Origin of the sequence: Mesorhizobium sp. B2-5-4, assembly GCF_006441095.1 — a bacterium.
In the GTDB taxonomy this organism is placed as follows: domain Bacteria; phylum Pseudomonadota; class Alphaproteobacteria; order Rhizobiales; family Rhizobiaceae; genus Mesorhizobium; species Mesorhizobium salmacidum.
Map to the genome: position 1 here is coordinate 226,377 of NZ_VFUR01000001.1, position 19,811 is coordinate 246,187.

At 62.1% G+C, this 19,811-nt stretch carries 18 protein-coding genes and 2 tRNA genes; 16 read left to right on the forward strand and 4 right to left on the reverse strand.

Annotated elements, in window-relative coordinates:
- Nucleotides 1-9: 9 nt before the first annotated feature.
- From FJ492_RS01110 to FJ492_RS01120, 3 genes are read left to right on the forward strand one after another with little or no spacing between them, the layout of a single operon-like run.
- Nucleotides 10-627, forward strand: coding sequence for a (2Fe-2S)-binding protein (locus FJ492_RS01110; protein ID WP_140508859.1), 618 nt, complete (start codon nt 10-12; stop codon nt 625-627).
- Nucleotides 628-1,650: a xanthine dehydrogenase family protein subunit M gene (locus FJ492_RS01115; protein ID WP_140768106.1), complete on the forward strand. Its 1,023-nt coding sequence runs from the start codon at nt 628-630 to the stop codon at nt 1,648-1,650. It abuts the gene before it with no gap.
- 3 nt (nt 1,651-1,653) lie between these two features.
- Nucleotides 1,654-3,933, forward strand: coding sequence for a xanthine dehydrogenase family protein molybdopterin-binding subunit (locus tag FJ492_RS01120; protein ID WP_140768108.1), 2,280 nt, complete (start codon nt 1,654-1,656; stop codon nt 3,931-3,933).
- 126 nt (nt 3,934-4,059) lie between these two features.
- Here the strand turns inward: FJ492_RS01120 and FJ492_RS01125 are convergent, their stop codons facing one another.
- Together FJ492_RS01125 and FJ492_RS01130 are read right to left on the reverse strand one after the other, a co-directional pair.
- Nucleotides 4,060-4,479, reverse strand: a complete 420-nt coding sequence (locus FJ492_RS01125) for a GNAT family N-acetyltransferase (RefSeq protein ID WP_140508865.1) — start codon at nt 4,477-4,479, stop codon at nt 4,060-4,062.
- Nucleotides 4,480-4,549: 70 nt separating this feature from the next.
- Entirely contained in the window at nt 4,550-5,179 is a 630-nt protein-coding gene (locus FJ492_RS01130) for a LysE family translocator (RefSeq protein ID WP_140508867.1), read from the reverse strand.
- A gap of 175 nt (nt 5,180-5,354) precedes the next feature.
- Here FJ492_RS01130 and FJ492_RS01135 point away from each other — a divergent pair.
- A tRNA-Gly gene (locus FJ492_RS01135) sits at nt 5,355-5,428 on the forward strand.
- Between the two features lie 78 nt (nt 5,429-5,506).
- Here FJ492_RS01135 and FJ492_RS01140 read toward each other — a convergent pair.
- The gene (locus FJ492_RS01140) at nt 5,507-5,971 is read right to left on the reverse strand and encodes a YidB family protein (protein ID WP_027146890.1); all 465 of its coding nucleotides are present in this window, start codon (nt 5,969-5,971) and stop codon (nt 5,507-5,509) included.
- A 131-nt stretch (nt 5,972-6,102) separates the two neighbouring features.
- Here FJ492_RS01140 and FJ492_RS01145 point away from each other — a divergent pair, with 131 nt between their 5' ends.
- On the forward strand, nt 6,103-6,360 hold the full coding sequence (locus FJ492_RS01145) for a GlsB/YeaQ/YmgE family stress response membrane protein (protein WP_140768110.1): 258 nt from the start codon (nt 6,103-6,105) through the stop codon (nt 6,358-6,360).
- Nucleotides 6,361-6,470: 110 nt separating this feature from the next.
- Here the strand turns inward: FJ492_RS01145 and FJ492_RS01150 are convergent, their stop codons facing one another.
- A complete protein-coding gene (locus tag FJ492_RS01150; RefSeq protein WP_140768112.1) occupies nt 6,471-7,358 on the reverse strand; it encodes a DMT family transporter in 888 nt (295 codons plus the stop codon).
- 292 nt (nt 7,359-7,650) lie between these two features.
- Between FJ492_RS01150 and tuf the strand changes: the two genes are divergently transcribed.
- From tuf to rpoB, 11 genes are all read left to right on the forward strand, one after another.
- Nucleotides 7,651-8,826 (forward strand): elongation factor Tu, encoded by a 1,176-nt coding sequence (gene tuf, locus FJ492_RS01155; protein WP_013895701.1) that lies wholly within the window; start codon nt 7,651-7,653, stop codon nt 8,824-8,826.
- Between the two features lie 161 nt (nt 8,827-8,987).
- Entirely contained in the window at nt 8,988-10,640 is a 1,653-nt protein-coding gene (locus FJ492_RS01160) for a hypothetical protein (RefSeq protein ID WP_140768114.1), read from the forward strand.
- 93 nt (nt 10,641-10,733) lie between these two features.
- On the forward strand, nt 10,734-11,216 hold the full coding sequence (locus tag FJ492_RS01165) for a group II truncated hemoglobin (RefSeq protein ID WP_140711502.1): 483 nt from the start codon (nt 10,734-10,736) through the stop codon (nt 11,214-11,216).
- A gap of 239 nt (nt 11,217-11,455) precedes the next feature.
- A tRNA-Trp gene (locus tag FJ492_RS01170) sits at nt 11,456-11,531 on the forward strand.
- Between the two features lie 357 nt (nt 11,532-11,888).
- Complete coding sequence (gene secE, locus FJ492_RS01175) at nt 11,889-12,092, forward strand: preprotein translocase subunit SecE (protein ID WP_027146633.1); 204 nt, start codon at nt 11,889-11,891, stop codon at nt 12,090-12,092.
- Between the two features lie 27 nt (nt 12,093-12,119).
- Entirely contained in the window at nt 12,120-12,647 is a 528-nt protein-coding gene (gene nusG, locus FJ492_RS01180) for a transcription termination/antitermination protein NusG (protein WP_015317996.1), read from the forward strand.
- Between the two features lie 175 nt (nt 12,648-12,822).
- Complete coding sequence (gene rplK, locus FJ492_RS01185) at nt 12,823-13,251, forward strand: 50S ribosomal protein L11 (protein WP_010909262.1); 429 nt, start codon at nt 12,823-12,825, stop codon at nt 13,249-13,251.
- Nucleotides 13,252-13,255: 4 nt separating this feature from the next.
- Nucleotides 13,256-13,954 (forward strand): 50S ribosomal protein L1, encoded by a 699-nt coding sequence (gene rplA, locus FJ492_RS01190; protein WP_027146632.1) that lies wholly within the window; start codon nt 13,256-13,258, stop codon nt 13,952-13,954.
- Between the two features lie 411 nt (nt 13,955-14,365).
- Nucleotides 14,366-14,884, forward strand: coding sequence for a 50S ribosomal protein L10 (rplJ, locus tag FJ492_RS01195; RefSeq protein ID WP_027146631.1), 519 nt, complete (start codon nt 14,366-14,368; stop codon nt 14,882-14,884).
- A gap of 54 nt (nt 14,885-14,938) precedes the next feature.
- Nucleotides 14,939-15,316 (forward strand): 50S ribosomal protein L7/L12, encoded by a 378-nt coding sequence (gene rplL, locus FJ492_RS01200; RefSeq protein WP_027146630.1) that lies wholly within the window; start codon nt 14,939-14,941, stop codon nt 15,314-15,316.
- Between the two features lie 264 nt (nt 15,317-15,580).
- The gene (rpoB, locus tag FJ492_RS01205; RefSeq protein ID WP_027146629.1) at nt 15,581-19,717 is read left to right on the forward strand and encodes a DNA-directed RNA polymerase subunit beta; all 4,137 of its coding nucleotides are present in this window, start codon (nt 15,581-15,583) and stop codon (nt 19,715-19,717) included.
- Nucleotides 19,718-19,811: the final 94 nt, after the last annotated feature.

Here is a 19,811-nt window from a genome sequence, read left to right on the forward strand (position 1 = left end):
AAGCCAGCCATGTCCAATTCCACAAATCCCAGCGGCCTGAGCAGACGCACCTTCATGACGGGTTCTGTTACGGCGGCAGCCGCAGTGCCTCTCATGGTCACCTCGACAAGAGCCGCCGAGCCATCGCCCGCCAGAGCGGTCGAACCGCGCGACCTGTCGACGATTTCGCTTCGGATCAACAAGCAGGCCTACACCCTAGCACTCGACAATCGAACGAGCCTGCTTGACGCCCTGCGTGATCATGTTGGTCTGACTGGTACCAAGAAGGGTTGCGACCACGGCCAGTGCGGCGCCTGCACCGTTCTTGTCGATGGGAAGCGGGTGCTATCCTGCCTGAGCTTCGCCGTCATGAACCAAGGACGCGAGGTCACGACTGTCGAAGGCCTGACTTCGGCCGACGGCGAACTGCACCCGGTACAGCAGGCGTTCGTCGATCATGACGCCTTTCAATGTGGCTACTGCACGCCGGGCCAGATCATGTCCGCCATCGGTTGCATCGATGAAGGCCATGCCGGTTCGGAGGATGACATCCGCGAATATATGAGCGGCAATCTGTGCCGGTGCGCGGCCTATCCGAACATCGTTGCGGCGATCATCCAAGCACGCGACGAGATCAGGAGAGCCTAGATGCGTCCCTTCCTCTATGAAAGACCAACGAGCGTCTCGGCGGCGATCGCCATAGCGTCTCATCTTGAGGACAGGCATGTTGCGCCAACACAGGCCAACACCCAGTTCATCGCCGGCGGCACCAATCTGGCTGACTACATGAAGCTGGGTGTCGCGCAGCCGGAGCGGTTGCTCGACCTTAACGAGCTTGCCGAGCCTGCTTTGCGGCAGATCGAAACGAACGACGACACCATCCGTTTCGGTGCGCTGGTTCGCATGGGTGAGGCAGCCGATAACAGTGACGTCAGGCGCCGCTGCCCGCTCCTTGCCGACAGTCTGAAATTCGCCGCCAGCGGCCAGCTTCGCAATATGGCCAGCCTAGCCGGCAATATCCTGCAGCGAACGCGGTGCGAGTATTTTCGCGAAACCTCCTGGCCGTGCAACAAGCGGGAGCCCGGCTCCGGCTGTGCGGCGATGGAAGGGGTAAACCGCCAACATGCCGTGCTCGGCGTCAGCGATGCCTGCATCGCTACCTATCACGGTGATTTCGCGCAGGCGCTGATTGCGCTCGACGCGGTCGTTGAAGTGGAAGGGCGGCGTGGCCAGCGCAAGATCCCGATCGCCGAGCTGCATCGGCTTCCCGATGACACGCCCAACATCGAGACGGATCTGGCCGCCGATGAAGTCATCGTCGCCATCGATGTTCCGCTTGGCGCATGGAGCCGTCGCTCGCGCTACCTGAAGATACGCGACCGCGAATCCTACGCATTCGCGCTGGCTTCGGCGGCGGTTGCGCTGGAGATGGATGGAAACACGGTCGGGCAAGCGCGCATCGCGCTCGGCGGCGTCGCGACGGTGCCGTGGCGCGCGAGGGCGGCGGAGGATGCGCTGCGCGGCAATGCCCTTGACGACAAGACCGCGGCAGCTGCGGCCGAAGCCGCATTCGCCGATGCCAGGCCACGAGAACACAACGCATTCAAGATACCGCTGGGAAAGCGCACGCTGGTGCGAGCGCTGCTCGAAACCCGTGACATGAAGGTCTGAGCCATGAATCAAGCCGCGCCAGTTCCAAAAGAAAACCAAGGCCAACCGGTTGTCCGCATCGACGGCAGGCTGAAGGTTACCGGACAAGCCAGCTATCCGGCCGACATCGCCACGGCCAATGTCGCTTATGGCGCTCTTGCCACCAGCAGCATCGCTCGGGGCAAGGTTTCCAAACTCCATACCGATGATGCCAGGGCCGTGCCCGGAGTGCTGGACATCATCACCTATGGCGACATGGATCAGACGGACACTCCGAAATTTGGCAACACCGGTGCGAGCTCTATCGCACCCCTGCATGACAAGACGATTTTCCACGACGGCCAGATCATCGCTCTGGTCGTTGCCGAGACATTCGAGGCGGCGGAGGAAGCGTCGATGTTGATCCGCGCCGACTACGAAGACGAACCGCCCAGCGCCAGCTTCGATTCCAAAGGCGTGAAAGTGGAACCGGCGGCCGGCAAAAGCCCGATGTTGCAGGAGGATGTCAAAGCAGGCGACTTCGACGCTGCCTATGCATCCGCTGCCGTCAAGATCGACCAAAAATACTCCACGCCGACCCAGCATCACAATCCGATCGAACTGTTCTCGACCACGGCGATGTGGCAAGGCGATCAACTCATCGTCCATGAGCCAAGCCAGAATGTCACCGGCTGGAAAATCGAACTTGCCCGGCAGTTGAAGGTCGACCCTGCCAATGTGCGGATTGTCAGCCCTTATGTCGGGGGCGCCTTTGGTTCCAAGGGACCGATGACGGCTCGCACGGCAATTGTCGCGGTTGCCGCGCGTCGTGTTGGGCGGCCGGTACGCTGCGTCGTCAGCCGCATGCAGGCCTTCAACACCCAAACCTATCGCGCCGAGACCAGGCATCGAATTCGCATAGGCGCCAGCAAGGACGGCCGCATCACGGCGTTCGGACATGAGGGCTGGGAGGTGACGTCACGCCCTGACCCTTATGTCGTCGGCGGCACGTCCGCCACCGGCCGCATGTACAATTACGGTTCGGTGCTCACTCATGTTTCGGTCGTCCATGCCGACCGCAACACACCGGGCTACATGCGCTCACCGCCGGAGACGCCCTACGTCTACGCGCTTGAGAACGCCATGGACGAAATGGCTGTGGCGCTCGGCATGGATCCCGTCGAGTTTCGGCGCATCAACGAGCCTGAAAGAGAGCCTATCGGCGGCAAGCCATTCTCCAGCCGGTCGCTGGTCAAATGCTACGACCAGGCTGCGGAGGCCTTCGGCTGGTCGAAGCGTAATGCGGCGGTCGGATCGATGCGGGAGGGCGACTGGCTGGTCGGCATGGGGTGCGCGACCGCAATCTATCCCACGGCAAGCGCGCCATGCGCGGCCCGTGTTCGCCTGACCGCCGATGGACAAGTTCGCGTTCAGTGCGGCTCGCATGAGATCGGCACTGGTGTGCGCACCATCGCCGGGCAGATGGCCGCCGAACGTCTGGGGATAGGGATGGACAAGATCAGCGTCGAGATGGGCGACAGCGCCCTGCCGCCGGCGCCGGTCTCGGGCGGCTCGATTTCGACAGCGAGCGTCTGCTCGGCGGTTCTGAAGGCCTGTGACGCGGTGCGTGCCAAACTTTTCGCGGCAGCCGTCGCTGGAGACGGGCCGCTGGCCGGTTCCGGCAATGCCAAGCTGGAGATGGAGCAGGAGAAGATCGTGGCAAGCGGCGGCAAATCCGCCAAGCTGTCGGATGTCTTCAAGGCGATGCAGATCGGCGCGATAGAGGAGTACGCCGAGTTTGCGCCAAAGGGTTCGACCCCGGAAGCACTGAAGAAGCTCTATGCCGGGCAAGCGGAGTTCCACGGCGGCGATCAGGACAAGGACTCTGTGAAATATGCCTTTGGCGCTGAATTCGTCGAAGTGCGCGTCAACAGCTACACACGCGAAATCCGGGTGCCGCGCGTGGTCGGTGCCTTTGCGGCGGGACGCATCATGAACACGCGCACCGCGCGCAGCCAACTGATGGGCGGCATGATCTGGGGTATCGGCCAAGCCCTTCACGAGGCGACGGAAATCGACCGACGCAACGCCCGTTACGTCAATCGTGATTTGCAGGACTATCTGGTGCCGGTCAACGCCGACATCAAACAGGTCGACGTCATCCTCGTTCCCGAGGTCGACCTGGACGTCAATCCGGCCGGCGTCAAAGGCTTGGGGGAGCTCGGCAATGTCGGGACCGCGGCGGCGGTGGCGAGCGCCGTGTACCATGCCACGGGCAAGCGCATTCGAGACTTGCCGATCAGGATAGACGATTTGATAAGCTGACGATCACAGGTCGCGACAGGGGGGTGGCTGACGCGTAGGCGCAAAGATCCTGCGGTTTTTCAAGAGCAACCCTCGTCGCGCGACCATGCCTGCCGATCAGGGGTATCGCGGCTTCTTGCGCCAGCATCAGAGGGTTTTGCGCAGGAAGATGCGGGCAGTGCCCTGAAGGCCGAACTCAACCCTGCCAAATTCCTCGTAGCCGTGGCGGACATAGAAGCCGGGCGCCTGGAAGCTGCTGGTCTCGACCACCGCACGTTGGCAACCGCGCTTCCTCGCTTCCGCTTCCACGGCAGCGAGCAGGCGGCTGCCATGTGATCTGCCCCGAATGCTTTCAGGCACGAAGAACATATCGAGGAACAGCAAGCCGAGTTCGGTCCTGCCCCACAGGCCGCCAAGGATGTTTCCCGAGGTGTCGCGCAATACGGCGCCGATCGGCACGCGGTCGTCAACGCCGGTTTTGGCCACATTGTAGCGATAGAGGGCGGCGCCCGCCTCCGCCTTGGCGCGCCCATTCCCCCTGACCAGCTGAACGTGGATGTCTGGCATTTGGTGTTCCGTGGCCGCAGCCTCGAGACCGATGTCGGATCTGATCCTGTTCTCTCTTGAAAGGTCCGTGCTATTTACCGCCTCCGACGGCCATCCGGACGCCAAGACCGACGATGCAGCAGCCAGCTATCCGTTGCTGCCAAAGCCTGATGCCCGGCCGCCGCATGATCCATTCACCCAGTGTGCCGGATGCGACCGCATAGGTTCCCAGAACCAGTACGCCGGTCAGTTTCTGGGTCGCGCCAAGCAACAGCATCTGCAGCCAGACCGAGCCGCGGGTCGGATCGACGAACTGAGGCAGAAAGGCGATCATGAAGGTCATGGGCCAGGGATTTATGAGATTGGCGATCATGCCTTCGCGCATCGCGGCGAGCGGCCCCACGCGCCTGATCTGATCGACCTCCAGGTCCTCCTTCGTCCCGGACAGTAAACGTATGCCCAACCAGACCAGATAGGCTGCTCCGGCCCAGCGGAGCGCATCGAACGCCAGTGGTGATGCACGCAACAGCGAGGAGACACCCAGGGCGATTAGAGGCAATTGCACCAACCCGGCGCCCAATGTCATTCCCACGACCGTAAACAGCGCCGTGCCACGCCCTTGCCCGATGCCACGGGCCATCACAAGCATGCTGTCGGGCCCAGGTGGCATCTGCAACAGGATCACGGTACCGACAAAGGCAAACCAGAGATGGGTATCCATTCTCGTTCCTCCGCCTTGAACCTAGCTTACTTTTCAACCTTCGGGCTCTGCTCCCATGCTTTTTTGCAGGGAATGTTGATCGGACAATGAGGTCGAGCCTGGCCTGCAATTTCGGCGGGGTCGCGAGAGGCTCCTTGACCTTGGGAACCTTGTCGAATAGCTAGGGCATGCGTGCGCGGGTATGGTGAAATGGTATCACATGAGCCTTCCAAGCTCTTGGTGCGGGTTCGATTCCCGCTACCCGCTCCAGGTTTCCAGCGACACCGTCGGCAAGCCGAAACACTGCGCGGCAAGCGCGCAGCGCTTCAGGCTTCGGTGTGCGCCGCGCTAGCTGTTGAACGCTGACGCGACCTGGTGCTGTTGCGGCATCTGGCCGTTCGGCGTCAGCTTGTCGACGATGCCGGGTAGGGCCGCGGATAGTTGCTTGAGCAGTTCCTGCTCGTCGAGCCCTGTCCGTTGGGCGATCTCGCGAATGACCTGCGGTCCGATCGCGTTGCCCAGCTCATTGGCGTTGATCGACTGGTTCTGCCCTGTGCCGACCCAGGAGTCGGCGACATTGCCATGGCCGGCGTTCTTGAGCTTGTCGAGCAGGCCGCCCAGTCCGCCGAGCAGGCCGCCGTCACCGGACGCGGTTCCGACGGGTGTAGGATCGGCCGGCGCGGGAGCTTGAGGCTGCTCCGGCTGTTCGGCACTTCTGCCGCTCAGCATCTTTCCGACCAGCAGGGCACCGAGCGCGATCATCAGCGGTTTGGTGATGTTGCCGCCGGGAACGGCGTTGTCAAAAAGTCCCATAGTGGATCCCTCCATCTGGCCAAGCCCGGCCCATCTTCAACAATGACGCAATCGGGCGGAATTTCAACCTGGCTTGTGGTTTTGACATTCATATGAAAATGTCCGGTTGGCGGAGGAATGGAGAGGAAAAAATGGGTATCATCAGCTGGATCATTCTCGGCGTCATCGCCGGCTTCATCGGCAGCAAGATCGTCAACAAGACCGGTCAGGGCATGATCATGGATATCGTGCTCGGCATTGTCGGTGCCGTCGTCGGGGGCCTGATCTTCAGTGCCTTCGGTGCTTCGGGCGTCACCGGCCTCAACATCTACAGCCTGATCGTCGCGGTCGTGGGTGCCGTCGTGGTGTTGTGGGCCTACCATCAGTTCGCGGGCAAGCGCACCATCTAGACGTGTCGGCAGATTACCAGCTCTGCCGAAATCCTGAATTGCGATAATCCGCCGTTGGTGCTGCCTGCACTCACGGTGTTGGAACCTACAATGCCGGTGCGCCCCGCCGATCAGGCGACCACGGCCAGCCGGCGCTTGCGCTGGTCCAGCGACACGATGGTCAACCCACTGCAGACGACCAGCAGGATGCCGCAGACCGCCAGTGCATTGGGGAATTGCCTGAACACCAGCAGGCCCGAAATGACGGCCCAGACCGTGAAGCAGTAGTAGAAAGGCGCTACCGCTCCGGTCGGCCCGACGCGATAGGCCATGAAGATGAAGAAGTGGCCGAAGATCAGGAAGAAACCGGCTCCCGCCATCAGCAGCAGGTGGTGCGCCTCCGGCGCTACCCAGCGCTCGGAAACCAGATGCGCGGCGCCGGCGCCGATCAGGACCACGACGACCGCCGAGATCGCCACGATCATTCCTGGCACTTCGGCGGTGATCTTGCGGCCGGCCAGATCGCGGGCGGCGGCAAATGTCGCGTTGCCTAGCGCCAGCAAGGCGTAGACCGAAATGCCTTGCATGGTCGGCTGCGCCACCATCAGCGCGCCGATGAAGCCCAGCCCGATCAGCGCCATGCGCTGGCCGCCGATGCGCTCGCCAAACAGGATCGAGGATCCGACCAGCATCAGCAGCGGCGTGATCTGCCCCAGCGCGGTGGAATCGGCGATCTGCATGTTGGCGAGCGCGACGACGTAACAGAGGATCGCCGCCAGTTCGAGCAGGTTCCTGCGCAGCACCCGCTTGTCGAAGATCAGGGGGATCTGCTTGCCGTAGCCGAGCGCAAACAGCAGCGGAAAGCCCCACAGCGTTGCCGCGGCACCACGCAGGAAGAGCACTTCGTAGGACGGCAAGCCCGCAGTGGCGAGCTTCATCATCGTGTCGTTGACCAGATATGACCCGGTCGAGACGATCATGAACAGCGGGCCGCGAATGGCAGTCGGGATGAAATGCATCGGCGCAGGAAATCAGACCCGGATCGCCGCCGCAATGGGCCATGGGCCGCCGGCAGATCCGACAGCGACAGATACGCAGGCCTCGGAATCCTCCAATTGTTCCGTCGGACCTTCGCCCATTCCCTTTTCAACGGCGGGACCCTATATCAGCGCCATATCCCCGCAATCGGATCATGGGTTCTGGCCGAGTGAGATGGCGTCCGGGCAAAAGACGCTTGTGTTTTTTGGCCTTTCTCGCTAATCGCCCCGCATTCGACTGAACTGAAGTCCAGGCCGTCCAAGGAAAGAGACTATGGCAAAAGGTAAATTCGAGCGCACTAAGCCTCATGTGAACATCGGCACGATTGGTCACGTCGACCATGGCAAGACGTCGCTGACGGCTGCGATCACCAAGTATTTTGGCGAATACAAGCGCTATGACCAGATCGACGCGGCGCCGGAAGAGAAAGCGCGCGGCATCACGATCTCGACGGCTCACGTCGAATACGAGACGGCCAACCGCCACTACGCGCATGTCGACTGCCCCGGCCACGCCGACTATGTGAAGAACATGATCACCGGTGCCGCGCAGATGGACGGCGCGATCCTGGTCGTGTCGGCCGCCGACGGCCCGATGCCGCAGACCCGCGAGCACATCCTGCTTGCCCGTCAGGTCGGCGTGCCGTCGATCGTGGTGTTCCTGAACAAGGTCGACCAGGTCGACGACGCCGAGCTGCTCGAACTGGTCGAGCTCGAGGTTCGCGAACTTTTGTCGAAGAACGAATTCCCCGGCGATGACATTCCGATCGTCAAGGGTTCGGCGCTGGCAGCGCTTGAGGATTCGAACAAGACGATCGGCGAGGACGCGATCCGCGAGCTGATGGCTCAGGTCGACGCCTACATCCCGACGCCGGTTCGTCCGCTCGACAAGCCGTTCCTGATGCCGATCGAGGACGTGTTCTCGATCTCGGGCCGTGGCACGGTCGTGACCGGCCGCGTCGAGCGCGGCGTGGTCAAGGTCGGCGAGGAACTGGAAATCATCGGCATCCGCCCGACGACCAAGACGACCTGCACGGGGGTCGAGATGTTCCGCAAGCTGCTCGATCAGGGCCAGGCCGGCGACAACATCGGCGCGCTGCTGCGCGGCGTCGACCGTGAAGGTGTCGAGCGCGGCCAGGTTCTGGCGAAGCCCGGCACGGTGAAGCCGCACAAGAAGTTCGTGGCCGAAGCCTACATCCTGACCAAGGACGAAGGTGGCCGTCACACGCCGTTCTTCACCAACTACCGTCCGCAGTTCTACTTCCGCACGACCGACGTGACCGGCATCGTGTCGCTGCCGGAAGGCACCGAGATGGTGATGCCCGGCGACAACATCACGGTCGATGTCGAGCTGATCGTGCCGATCGCCATGGAAGAGAAGCTGCGCTTCGCCATCCGTGAAGGCGGCCGCACCGTCGGTGCCGGCATCGTCGTCACCATCAAGGAATAATCGAGACCGGCTCTGCCGGATCGAGGAAAGGGCGGTCTTCGGGCCGCCCTTTTTCGTTTACTTGCGCTTGGCAGCGCAAGTATTGCCAGGGTTGGTTCAAACCTGTTGCAAGCGCCATGGCTGCAACTAGTATAGGTTGCACTGAGGGAGCTTTGCCAACAGTGGTTCCAAGGCGCTGTTTTGATGGGAAGGCATGGCGGTTGTGGGCACTGGTTTGCCTCGTCGTCGTTATGCTGCTGCCTGTTCTGACAGCGCGAGCGGAGGATGGGCCTCCCGACATCCCGCCCATGCGCTTCGTCGTCGTGCGCAGCAACGCTCCGGGATGCGAACCCAACTGTCCTGAGTGGATATCGGCGGACGGCACCATCGCCGCGGGCACGCCGGCGCTCCTCAAACGCACGCTCAAGGCGCTCAAGGGAAGGCAATTGCCGGTGGTCGTCAATTCGCCCGGCGGTAATGTCGATGCGGCGCTGGCACTTGGCCGGATGATCCGCAAGAACAAGCTCGATGTCGCCGTCGGCGTGACGGTTTTTTCCGGTTGTCAGCCGGAAATTAAGAACTGCAAGGACAACAAGGGCAAGAGCGCCGACTATTTCGGGATAGTCCATGACGACGGAGCCATGTGCAATTCGGCCTGTCCGCTGATGTTTTCCGGCGGTGTCCGCCGCGTGATCGGAGATTTCGGCTATCTCGGCGTCCACCAGATCACCACCATATATCACCGGGAGAAACTGCTCTACCGGACCACGTACCGGATCGTGAACGGCAAGAAGAAGATCATCAGCACCAAGGTGGTCAGCCGTAAAAGCGCAGGCAGCTATAAAACCTACGAGATGAGCAGGGCCGTCGAGAAGACGCTTTCGGCGTACCTGAGGGAAATGGGGATAGGCGACGGCGTGCTGGAAATCATGAAGGCTACGCCGGCCAGCGAGATTCGTCAGATTCCGCTCGACGCCATGTTGACGATGAAGCTGGTCACCAGCCGGGACGCAGTGGATGTGTTGACCACGGCAAGCCTCTGCGGGCTTGGCCAGCCGGCCACCAACTGCCGGGAAATAGCTGGATCTGCAAACAAGACGACGCCGTCGGCCACCCTCAAGCCCATGATTGCCGTACCGGTTCAACCGGACGCCGCGAAGGCCGGCGGGGACATGCGCTTTGTCGTGGTTCGCGGCAGCAATCCGCTGTGCAACCCCGATTGTCCGGAATGGATATCGGCGGAAGGTGCGATCACCGGCCAGACGCCGCAGAAGCTGCGGCAGTTGCTGGCCACGCTTGGCAATCGGCGACTGCCTATCGTCATCAGTTCACGCGGAGGCGACCTGTCCAGCGCTCTCGCAATGGGACGACTTGTCCATGAAAGAAAGCTCGACATAGCCGTTGCCCGGACAGATTTCGTCGACTGCGACCCCGGCGTGTGGAATTGCCTCGCCACCGAAGGAGCCTATGCCGGATTGAGCATCGATGCGGGGGCGGAGTGCGATTCTGCCTGTGCGCTCGTGTTTGCCGGCGGCGCCAGACGGCTTGTCGGTCCCCGGGCGCGGCTCAGCCTGTATCCGATGGGACAGAAGCTGGTGGTCAAGGCGTATCTCGACGAAATGGCGATCGGTCCTGCTCTGTTCGCCGCGGTCGAGCGACGCTCGGCCGAGGGGCAACTTGACGCAGACATGATGCGCAGGGTTGGACTGACAACGGGACCGCAATCGGTCGACGCGTTGACCGGCTCCACGATTTGCAAAGCCGTTGCCAAGCCCGACAATTGCCGAGGCCTGCCAGCCGCCAATGCACAGGCCGACGCACCTGCCAGGCTGTAGAGCACGGCGACGTCGAAACTGCCCATCGAGGCAGGTTGAGCCATATCCGATTTCCGCTATCGTCGCGGCCGCGGGGCCGGCGAAGGATCAAGAATGAGCCAGGACGTTCCGACACTCTACGAATGGGCCGGCGGCGCCGAGGCGCTGAACCGGCTGACGCAAACCTTCTATGACAAGGTGGCACAAGACCCGGTCGTTGGCCCGGTGTTCAAACATATGTCGCCGGATCACCCCGCCCATGTCGCCGCCTTCATCGGCGAGGTCTTCGGCGGACCGAAAACCTACAGCCAAAACTTTGGCGGCCATCGCGAAATGGTCATGCATCATCTGGGCAAGCATTTGACCGAGGAGCAGCGCCGCCGCTGGATCAATCTTCTCGCCGACGCGGCGGATGAGGTTGGTTTGCCGGACGATCCCGAATTCCGTTCCGCCTTCATGGGCTACATCGAATGGGGATCGCGGCTGGCCAAGATGAATTCCAATCTCGGCGAGACCTGCGATCCCGAGACCGAACCGATGCCCGCCTGGGGCTGGGGCGTGCCCGGCGGGCCGTACCGGGTGCCGGACGAAAAATAGCTTCCGGTTGCCGGGGAGGTGGATGACTGGTGCCGCAGATGCCAAGGTCGTGCGCCGGCGCGAGTGGGATGGAACGGGCTTCGAACATCTTGTGCCGCGGGGGGCAGGCGGGGCGGTTTCTGGCTGAGTTGCCGACTATCCCGATTTCTGGCGCAGGGTTAAGGCATGTTTGCTTGCAAACCGCTCTTTACAGAGCGTGCGGAAGCTTTTAGGAAGCGCCTGCGCCGAGGCGCACGTGTACGGGCATAGCTCAGTTGGTAGAGCGGCGGTCTCCAAAACCGCAGGTCGTAGGTTCGAGCCCTGCTGCCCGTGCCATTTTCCAAGATGGCATCACAACGATTTTGCAGGCGGCCTTTGAAAATCGGTGACCCGCTTGCCATATTAGGCTCATTGGGGCATAAAGGTGCCATAGCCGGAACGGAACGACTGGATGGTTCCGAGGCGGCGTTTGGTCATAAAGCGGACACTTGCCACTTGCGTGGACCAAGAATCGGTTTTATGTAGACGAAACAGACACGCGACGCGTGAAGCTGGGAAGCCGGCTTTACGCGTCTGATTTGCATGGGCGAAATGATTGCGCTGATTCGGCGCGAGATTGGGCTCAGGCGGCACGTCCCGGCCAGCGGGATCATCCAGGGGACCCGGCCAACGGGTCTTGAAGACAGGCGGCATATGGCTTCGAAAACCACAAATCCTTTCGTCTTTCTCCAGCAGGTGCGCGCGGAGACAGCCAAGGTGACTTGGCCGTCGCGCCGCGAGACGATGATCTCGACGATCATGGTCCTGGCCTTCGCTGTGATCGCGATGATCTTCTTCTTCACCGCCGATCAGCTCATGGGCCTCGCGGTCGAGCAGATTCTGGGCATTGGACGCTAAGTCCGGCGATTAGGAGAAGTCGTAAAAATGGCTACGCGCTGGTACATAGTCCACGCCTATTCGAACTTCGAGAAGAAGGTTGCCGAGGACATCGAGAACAAGGCCAAGCAGAAGGGTCTGTCCGCCGATATCGAGCAGATCGTGGTGCCGACCGAGAAGGTCGTCGAGGTTCGTCGCGGCCGTAAGGTCGACGCCGAGCGCAAGTTCTTCCCGGGCTACGTGCTCTTGAAGGCTAATTTGACCGACGCCGTGTTCTCGCTGGTCAAGAACACGCCGAAGGTCACCGGTTTCCTCGGCGACTCCAAGCCGGTGCCGATCACCGAGGCGGAAGCGCAGCGCATCCTGAACCAGGTGCAGGAAGGCGTCGAGCGGCCGAAGCCCTCGGTCACCTTCGAGATCGGCGAGGCGATCCGCGTTTCGGATGGTCCCTTCGCGTCATTCAACGGTTTCGTCCAGGAAGTGGACGAGGAGCGGGCGCGGCTCAAGGTGGAAGTTTCGATCTTCGGGCGCGCCGTGCCTGTCGATCTGGAATTCGGGCAGGTCGAAAAGGGCTGATCCGAAATCCCTGATGCCGGTCTGGCGATCAGGTGAGGCGGTGCGGCAACGCGCGGCCTTGAGAACGGTGGGAGGCGAAGGCGGCTTTAGCCGGCCGCAAGAACCGCACCACCAGACTGCAACCGCCGGTGTTTCCCAGATCGTGGGGCCGGCATAGACAAAGGCAGGAAAAGAGATGGCTAAGAAAATTGCAGGCCAGCTCAAGCTCCAGGTCTCCGCGGGATCGGCTACGCCGTCGCCCCCGATCGGCCCGGCGCTTGGTCAGCGCGGCATCAACATCATGGAGTTCTGCAAAGCGTTCAACGCGCAGACCCAGGAAATGGAAAAGGGATCGCCGGTTCCGGTCGTCATCACCTATTACCAGGACAAGTCGTTCACCTTCGTCATGAAGACGCCGCCGGTGAGCTACTTCCTGAAGAAGGCCGCGAACCTGAAGTCGGGCTCGAAGGAGCCGGGCAAGGTCAAGGCTGGCACCGTTTCGCGCGACAAGGTTCGCGAAATTGCGACCGCCAAGATGAAGGATCTGAACGCGAACGATGTCGAAGCGGCCATGCGTATGGTCGAGGGCTCGGCCCGCTCGATGGGTCTGGAAGTGGTGGGCTAAGATCATGGCAAAGATTGCAAAGCGTGTATCGAAGACCCGTGAAGGCATCGATCCCAACAAGGCTTACGCGCTCGGTGATGCGCTGAAGTTGCTCAAGGATCGCTCCTCGGTCAAGTTCGATGAGACCGTCGAAGTCGCCATGAACCTCGGCGTCGACCCGCGTCACGCGGACCAGATGGTCCGCGGCGTGGTCAACCTGCCGAACGGCACCGGCCGCTCGGTCCGTGTTGCCGTGTTCGCCCGTGGCGACAAGGCTGAAGAGGCCAAGGCCGCCGGTGCCGACATCGTCGGTGCCGAGGATCTGGTCGACATCGTCCAGAAGGGCACGATCGATTTCGATCGCTGCATTGCCACGCCGGACATGATGCCGCTCGTCGGCCGTCTCGGTAAGGTGCTCGGCCCGCGCGGCATGATGCCGAACCCGAAGGTTGGCACCGTCACCACCGACGTCGCCGCGGCCGTCAAGGCATCGAAAGGCGGCGCTGTCGAGTTCCGCGTCGAAAAGGCCGGCATCGTTCATGCCGGCGTCGGCAAGGTCTCGTTCGACGTCAAGGCGCTGGAAGAGAACATCCGTGCCTTCGCCGATGCGGTGACCAAGGCAAAGCCGACCGGCGCCAAGGGCAACTACGTCAAGAAGGTGTCTGTCACCTCGACGATGGGCCCAGGCCTCAAGCTCGACGTCTCGACGCTCGCCGCGTCATGATTGGACCATTTGGATCGGCCTCTCGAAGGCCGGTCCGTGACTGAATTCCGGGCCTTGGATTAATCCTGGGCCCGGTACCGGAAGCCGGAAGGCTTCCGGACATCCTGTCCGAGATTGCGGGCGGCCCGAACCTTGATTCAAGAGGAGGGCCTTAATTCATGTGGGCCTGCATGAGACGGGTGAAAACCGGACAACGGAGCAACAAGCTCCAATGAAAGGTTCGAACCGTGTTTGCCTTTTGTCTGCGCATCGCCGGCTTGGCCGTCGATGTGGCGAAAGGGGGCAGGATCCTCGAGCGTCGTTCGGGAGATCCGTTACTGGATGGCCCGGCCGGCAAAAGGCAACCCGACGCCTGTCCTCGAAAATGGGAATGTTCCCATTAACGGGACTGGGGTCAACTGGAGATAGGCAGTGGACAGAGCGGAAAAACGCGAACTCGTCACGGGCCTGAATGATGCGTTTTCGGGCGCAGGTTCAGTCGTCGTGGCCCACTATGCCGGTATCACCGTCGCGCAAATGAACGACCTTCGGTCGAAAATGCGCGCCGCCGGTGGCACCGTTAAAGTCGCGAAGAACCGTCTCGCCAAAATCGCTCTTCAGGGCACGGACTCCGCATCGATCATCGACCTGTTCAAGGGACAGACGCTGATCGCCTATTCGGAGGATCCGATTGCGGCGCCGAAGGTCGCGTCCGATTTCGCCAAGGGGAATGACAAGCTCGTCATCCTCGGCGGCGCAATGGGCACCACCTCGCTCAACGCCGACGGTGTGAAGGCACTCGCCACACTTCCGTCGCTCGATGAGCTGCGCGCCAGGCTGGTTGGCATGATCGCCACGCCGGCAACCCGGATCGCCCAGATCGTCAATGCGCCAGCGGCCTCGGTCGCGCGCGTCATCGGCGCTTACGCCCGGAAGGACGAGGCGGCATGAGGCCGTTCCTCGCTATCAAAAACACACGTTCGAACCTAACGAAGGAATACAACAATGGCTGATCTCGCAAAGATCGTAGACGACCTTTCGAAGCTGACCGTCCTCGAGGCGGCTGAGCTGTCGAAGCTTCTGGAAGAAAAGTGGGGCGTTTCGGCTGCTGCTCCGGTCGCGGTTGCCGCTGCCGGCGGTGCTGCCGCTGCTGCTGCTCCCGTCGAGGAAAAGACGGAATTCGACGTCGTCCTCACCGACGCCGGCGCTCAGAAGATCAACGTCATCAAGGAAGTCCGCGCCATCACCGGTCTTGGCCTCAAGGAAGCCAAGGACCTGGTCGAAGCGGCTCCGAAGCCGGTCAAGGAAGCCGTTTCCAAGGCCGACGCCGACAAGTTCAAGGCCCAGCTGGAAGCAGCCGGCGCCAAGGTCGAGCTGAAGTAAGCGTATCAAGCGGCGGGCGGCCTCGCGCCGTCCGCCACTCCCTTGGGTGACCAGGGAGGCTGCGTGACGCGAGATGTACGAAAACCTCTTTCCTGAGGGCCGAAACCGGCCTTCAGGAAACGGGTTTTCTCCCGTTTTAGCCGGTAGCCGCCAAGCAATTGGAAAGGCGGCCGGAGAACAGACAGAGAGCCGCCGGCCAGGTGGCTCAGTATGCAAGGCGAACCGCGGCGAGGTTCGTCCCGAGTTTAGAGCTAAGGAGCGACGATGGCCCAGACCCAGACTTTCAATGGCCGCAGACGCGTACGCAAATTTTTCGGAAAGATCCCGGAAGTTGCGGAGATGCCGAACCTCATCGAGGTCCAGAAGGCGTCCTATGACCAGTTCCTGATGGTGGACGAGCCCAAGGGCGGACGTCCCGACGAAGGGCTGCAGGCTGTTTTCAAGTCGGTCTTCCCGATCTCCGATTTTTCCGGCTCCTCCATGCTGGAGTTCGTGAAGTACGAGTTCGAAGGACCGAAATTCGACGTAGACGAATGCCGTCAGCGCGATCTGACCTATGCCGCGCCGCTGAAGGTGACGCTGCGCCTCATCGTGTTCGATATCGACGAGGATACCGGTGCCAAGTCGATCAAGGACATCAAGGAGCAGGACGTCTACATGGGCGACATGCCGCTCATGACGCTCAACGGCACCTTCATCGTCAACGGCACCGAGCGCGTCATCGTCTCGCAGATGCACCGCTCGCCGGGCGTCTTCTTCGACCATGACAAGGGCAAGTCGCACTCGTCGGGCAAGCTTCTGTTTGCCGCCCGCGTCATCCCCTACCGTGGCTCGTGGCTCGACATCGAGTTCGATTCCAAGGACGTCGTGCACGCCCGCATCGACCGCCGCCGCAAGATCCCCGTGACTTCGCTGCTGATGGCGCTCGGCATGGACGGCGAGGAGATCCTGTCGACGTTCTATAACAAGATCACCTATAAGCGCGCCGGCGACCATTGGCGCATTCCGTTCAACGTCGAGCGTTTCCGCGGCCTCAAGGCCGTCGGCGACCTGGTCGACGCCGACACCGGCGAGATCGTCGTCGAGGCGGGCAAGAAGATCACCGCCCGCCAGGCACGTCAGCTCGGCGAGAAGGGTCTCAAGGCGATCAAGGCGACCGACGAGGATCTGCTCGGCAACTACCTTGCCGAGGACATCGTCAACTATGCCACCGGCGAGATTTTCCTCGAGGCCGGCGACGAGATCGACGACAAGACGCTCAAGGTGCTGCTCGGCACCGGCGAGCAGGAGATCCAGGTCCTCGACATCGACCATGTCAATGTCGGCGCCTATATCCGCAACACGCTCGCCGTCGACAAGAACGAGAGCCGCCAGGACGCGCTGTTCGACATCTACCGTGTCATGCGCCCGGGCGAGCCGCCGACGCTCGAGACCGCCGAAGCCATGTTCAACTCGCTGTTCTTCGACAGCGAGCGCTACGACCTGTCTGCCGTCGGCCGTGTCAAGATGAACATGCGTCTCGAGCTCAAGGCCGAGGACACCGTGCGCGTGCTGCGCAAGGACGACATCCTGGCCGTGGTCAGGACGCTGGTCGAACTGCGTGACGGCAAGGGCGAGATCGACGACATCGACAATCTCGGCAACCGCCGCGTGCGTTCGGTCGGCGAGCTGATGGAGAACCAGTACCGCGTCGGCCTGCTTCGCATGGAGCGCGCGATCAAGGAACGCATGTCCTCGATCGAGATCGACACGGTCATGCCGCAGGACCTGATCAACGCCAAGCCGGCGGCAGCCGCCGTGCGCGAGTTCTTCGGTTCCTCGCAGCTGTCGCAGTTCATGGACCAGACCAATCCGCTGTCGGAGATCACCCACAAGCGTCGCCTGTCGGCGCTTGGACCGGGCGGCCTGACCCGCGAGCGCGCCGGCTTCGAAGTGCGCGACGTGCACCCGACGCATTACGGCCGCATCTGCCCGATCGAGACGCCGGAAGGCCCGAATATCGGTCTGATCAACTCGCTGGCGACCTTCGCGCGCGTCAACAAGTACGGCTTCATCGAAAGCCCGTACCGCAAGATCGTCGACGGCAAGCTGACCAATGACGTCGTCTATCTCTCGGCGATGGAAGAGGCCAAGCACCATGTCGCGCAGGCCAACGCCGAGCTCGACAAGAACGGCGGCTTCGTCGACGAGTTCGTCATTTGCCGCAGCGCCGGCGAAGTGATGATGGCGCCGCGCGAAAACGTCGACCTGATGGACGTGTCGCCCAAGCAGATGGTGTCCGTTGCCGCGGCGCTCATCCCGTTCCTCGAGAACGATGACGCCAACCGCGCTCTGATGGGCTCGAACATGCAGCGTCAGGCCGTGCCGCTGGTGCGCGCCGAGGCGCCGTTCGTCGGCACCGGCATGGAGCCGATCGTCGCCCGTGACTCAGGTGCCGCCATCGGCGCCCGTCGTGGCGGCATCGTCGACCAGGTGGACGCGACGCGTATCGTTATCCGCGCCACCGAGGATCTCGACCCGGGCAAGTCCGGCGTCGACATCTACCGGCTGATGAAGTTCCAGCGTTCGAACCAGAACACCTGCATCAACCAGCGTCCGCTGGTGCGTATGGGCGACCGGGTCAACAAGGGCGACATCATCGCCGACGGTCCGTCGACCGAGCTCGGTGATCTGGCGCTCGGCCGCAACGTGCTGGTCGCGTTCATGCCGTGGAACGGCTACAACTACGAGGACTCGATCCTGCTCTCCGAGCGTATCGTGGCCGACGACGTCTTCACCTCGATCCACATCGAGGAATTCGAGGTCATGGCCCGCGACACCAAGCTCGGTCCGGAGGAAATCACGCGCGATATTCCCAACGTCTCGGAAGAAGCGCTGAAGAACCTGGACGAAGCCGGAATCGTCTATATCGGTGCGGAAGTTCAGCCTGGCGATATCCTGGTCGGCAAGATCACGCCGAAGGGTGAAAGCCCGATGACGCCGGAAGAGAAGCTTCTGCGCGCCATCTTCGGTGAAAAGGCTTCCGACGTGCGCGACACTTCGATGCGCATGCCTCCGGGCACCTTCGGCACCGTCGTCGAGGTGCGCGTGTTCAACCGCCACGGTGTGGAGAAGGACGAGCGCGCCATGGCGATCGAGCGCGAGGAGATCGAACGCCTCGCCAAGGACCGTGACGACGAGCAGGCGATCCTGGATCGCAACGTCTATGCGCGTCTTTCCGACGTTCTCGTCGGCAAGGAAGCGATCGCTGGACCGAAGGGCTTCAAGAAGGGCTCTACGCTGTCCAAGGACACGCTGGACGAGTATCCGCGTTCGCAGTGGTGGCAGTTCGCGGTGGAGAACGAAAAGCTCCAGAGCGAACTGGAAGCCCTGCGTGGCCAGTACGACGATTCCAAGAAGGCGCTTGAGCAACGCTTCATGGACAAGGTCGAGAAGGTGCAGCGCGGCGACGAAATGCCTCCGGGCGTCATGAAGATGGTCAAGGTCTTCGTGGCGGTGAAGCGCAAGATGCAGCCCGGCGACAAGATGGCCGGCCGTCACGGCAACAAGGGTGTCGTGTCGCGCATCGTTCCGGTCGAGGACATGCCTTTCCTCGAGGACGGCACGCATGCCGATATCGTGCTCAACCCGCTGGGTGTGCCGAGCCGCATGAATGTCGGCCAGATCCTGGAAACGCATCTAGGCTGGGCTTGTGCCGGCATGGGCAGGAAGATCGGCGAGCTGATCGACACGTATAAGGCTGCCGGCGATATCAAGCCGCTGCGCAAGACGTTGGAAAGCTTCATGCCGGCCAACGACCGCAACGAGCCGGTCCGCGAGTATGACGACGAGAGCATCGTTCGCCTCAGCGAGCAGATGCGCCGCGGCGTCTCCATCGCGACCCCGGTGTTCGACGGCGCGCATGAGGCTGACATCAACATCATGCTGGAGCAGGCGGGCCTGCATACCAGCGGTCAGTCGCAGCTCTATGACGGCCGCACCGGCGAGCCGTTCGATCGCAAGGTGACGATGGGCTATATCTACATGCTCAAGCTTCACCACCTGGTGGACGACAAGATCCACGCGCGTTCGATCGGCCCGTACTCGCTCGTCACCCAGCAGCCGCTGGGCGGCAAGGCGCAGTTCGGTGGCCAGCGCTTCGGCGAAATGGAGGTCTGGGCGCTGGAAGCCTATGGCGCCGCCTACACGCTGCAGGAAATGCTGACGGTGAAGTCGGACGACGTCGCCGGCCGCACCAAGGTCTACGAGGCGATCGTGCGTGGCGACGACACGTTCGAGGCAGGCATTCCCGAGAGCTTCAACGTGCTCGTCAAGGAAATGCGGTCGCTTGGCCTCAATGTCGAGCTGGAGAACACCAAGCTCGACGAAGCTCCGGTTCGACTGCCGGACGCAGCCGAGTAACGGCTACGGCGCGTCGCGGAATGCCGCGGCGCGTCCACGAAATTCGACGGCCGGTGGGCCGACCACTCAGCGGGCATTCGGCCCGCGTTAGATG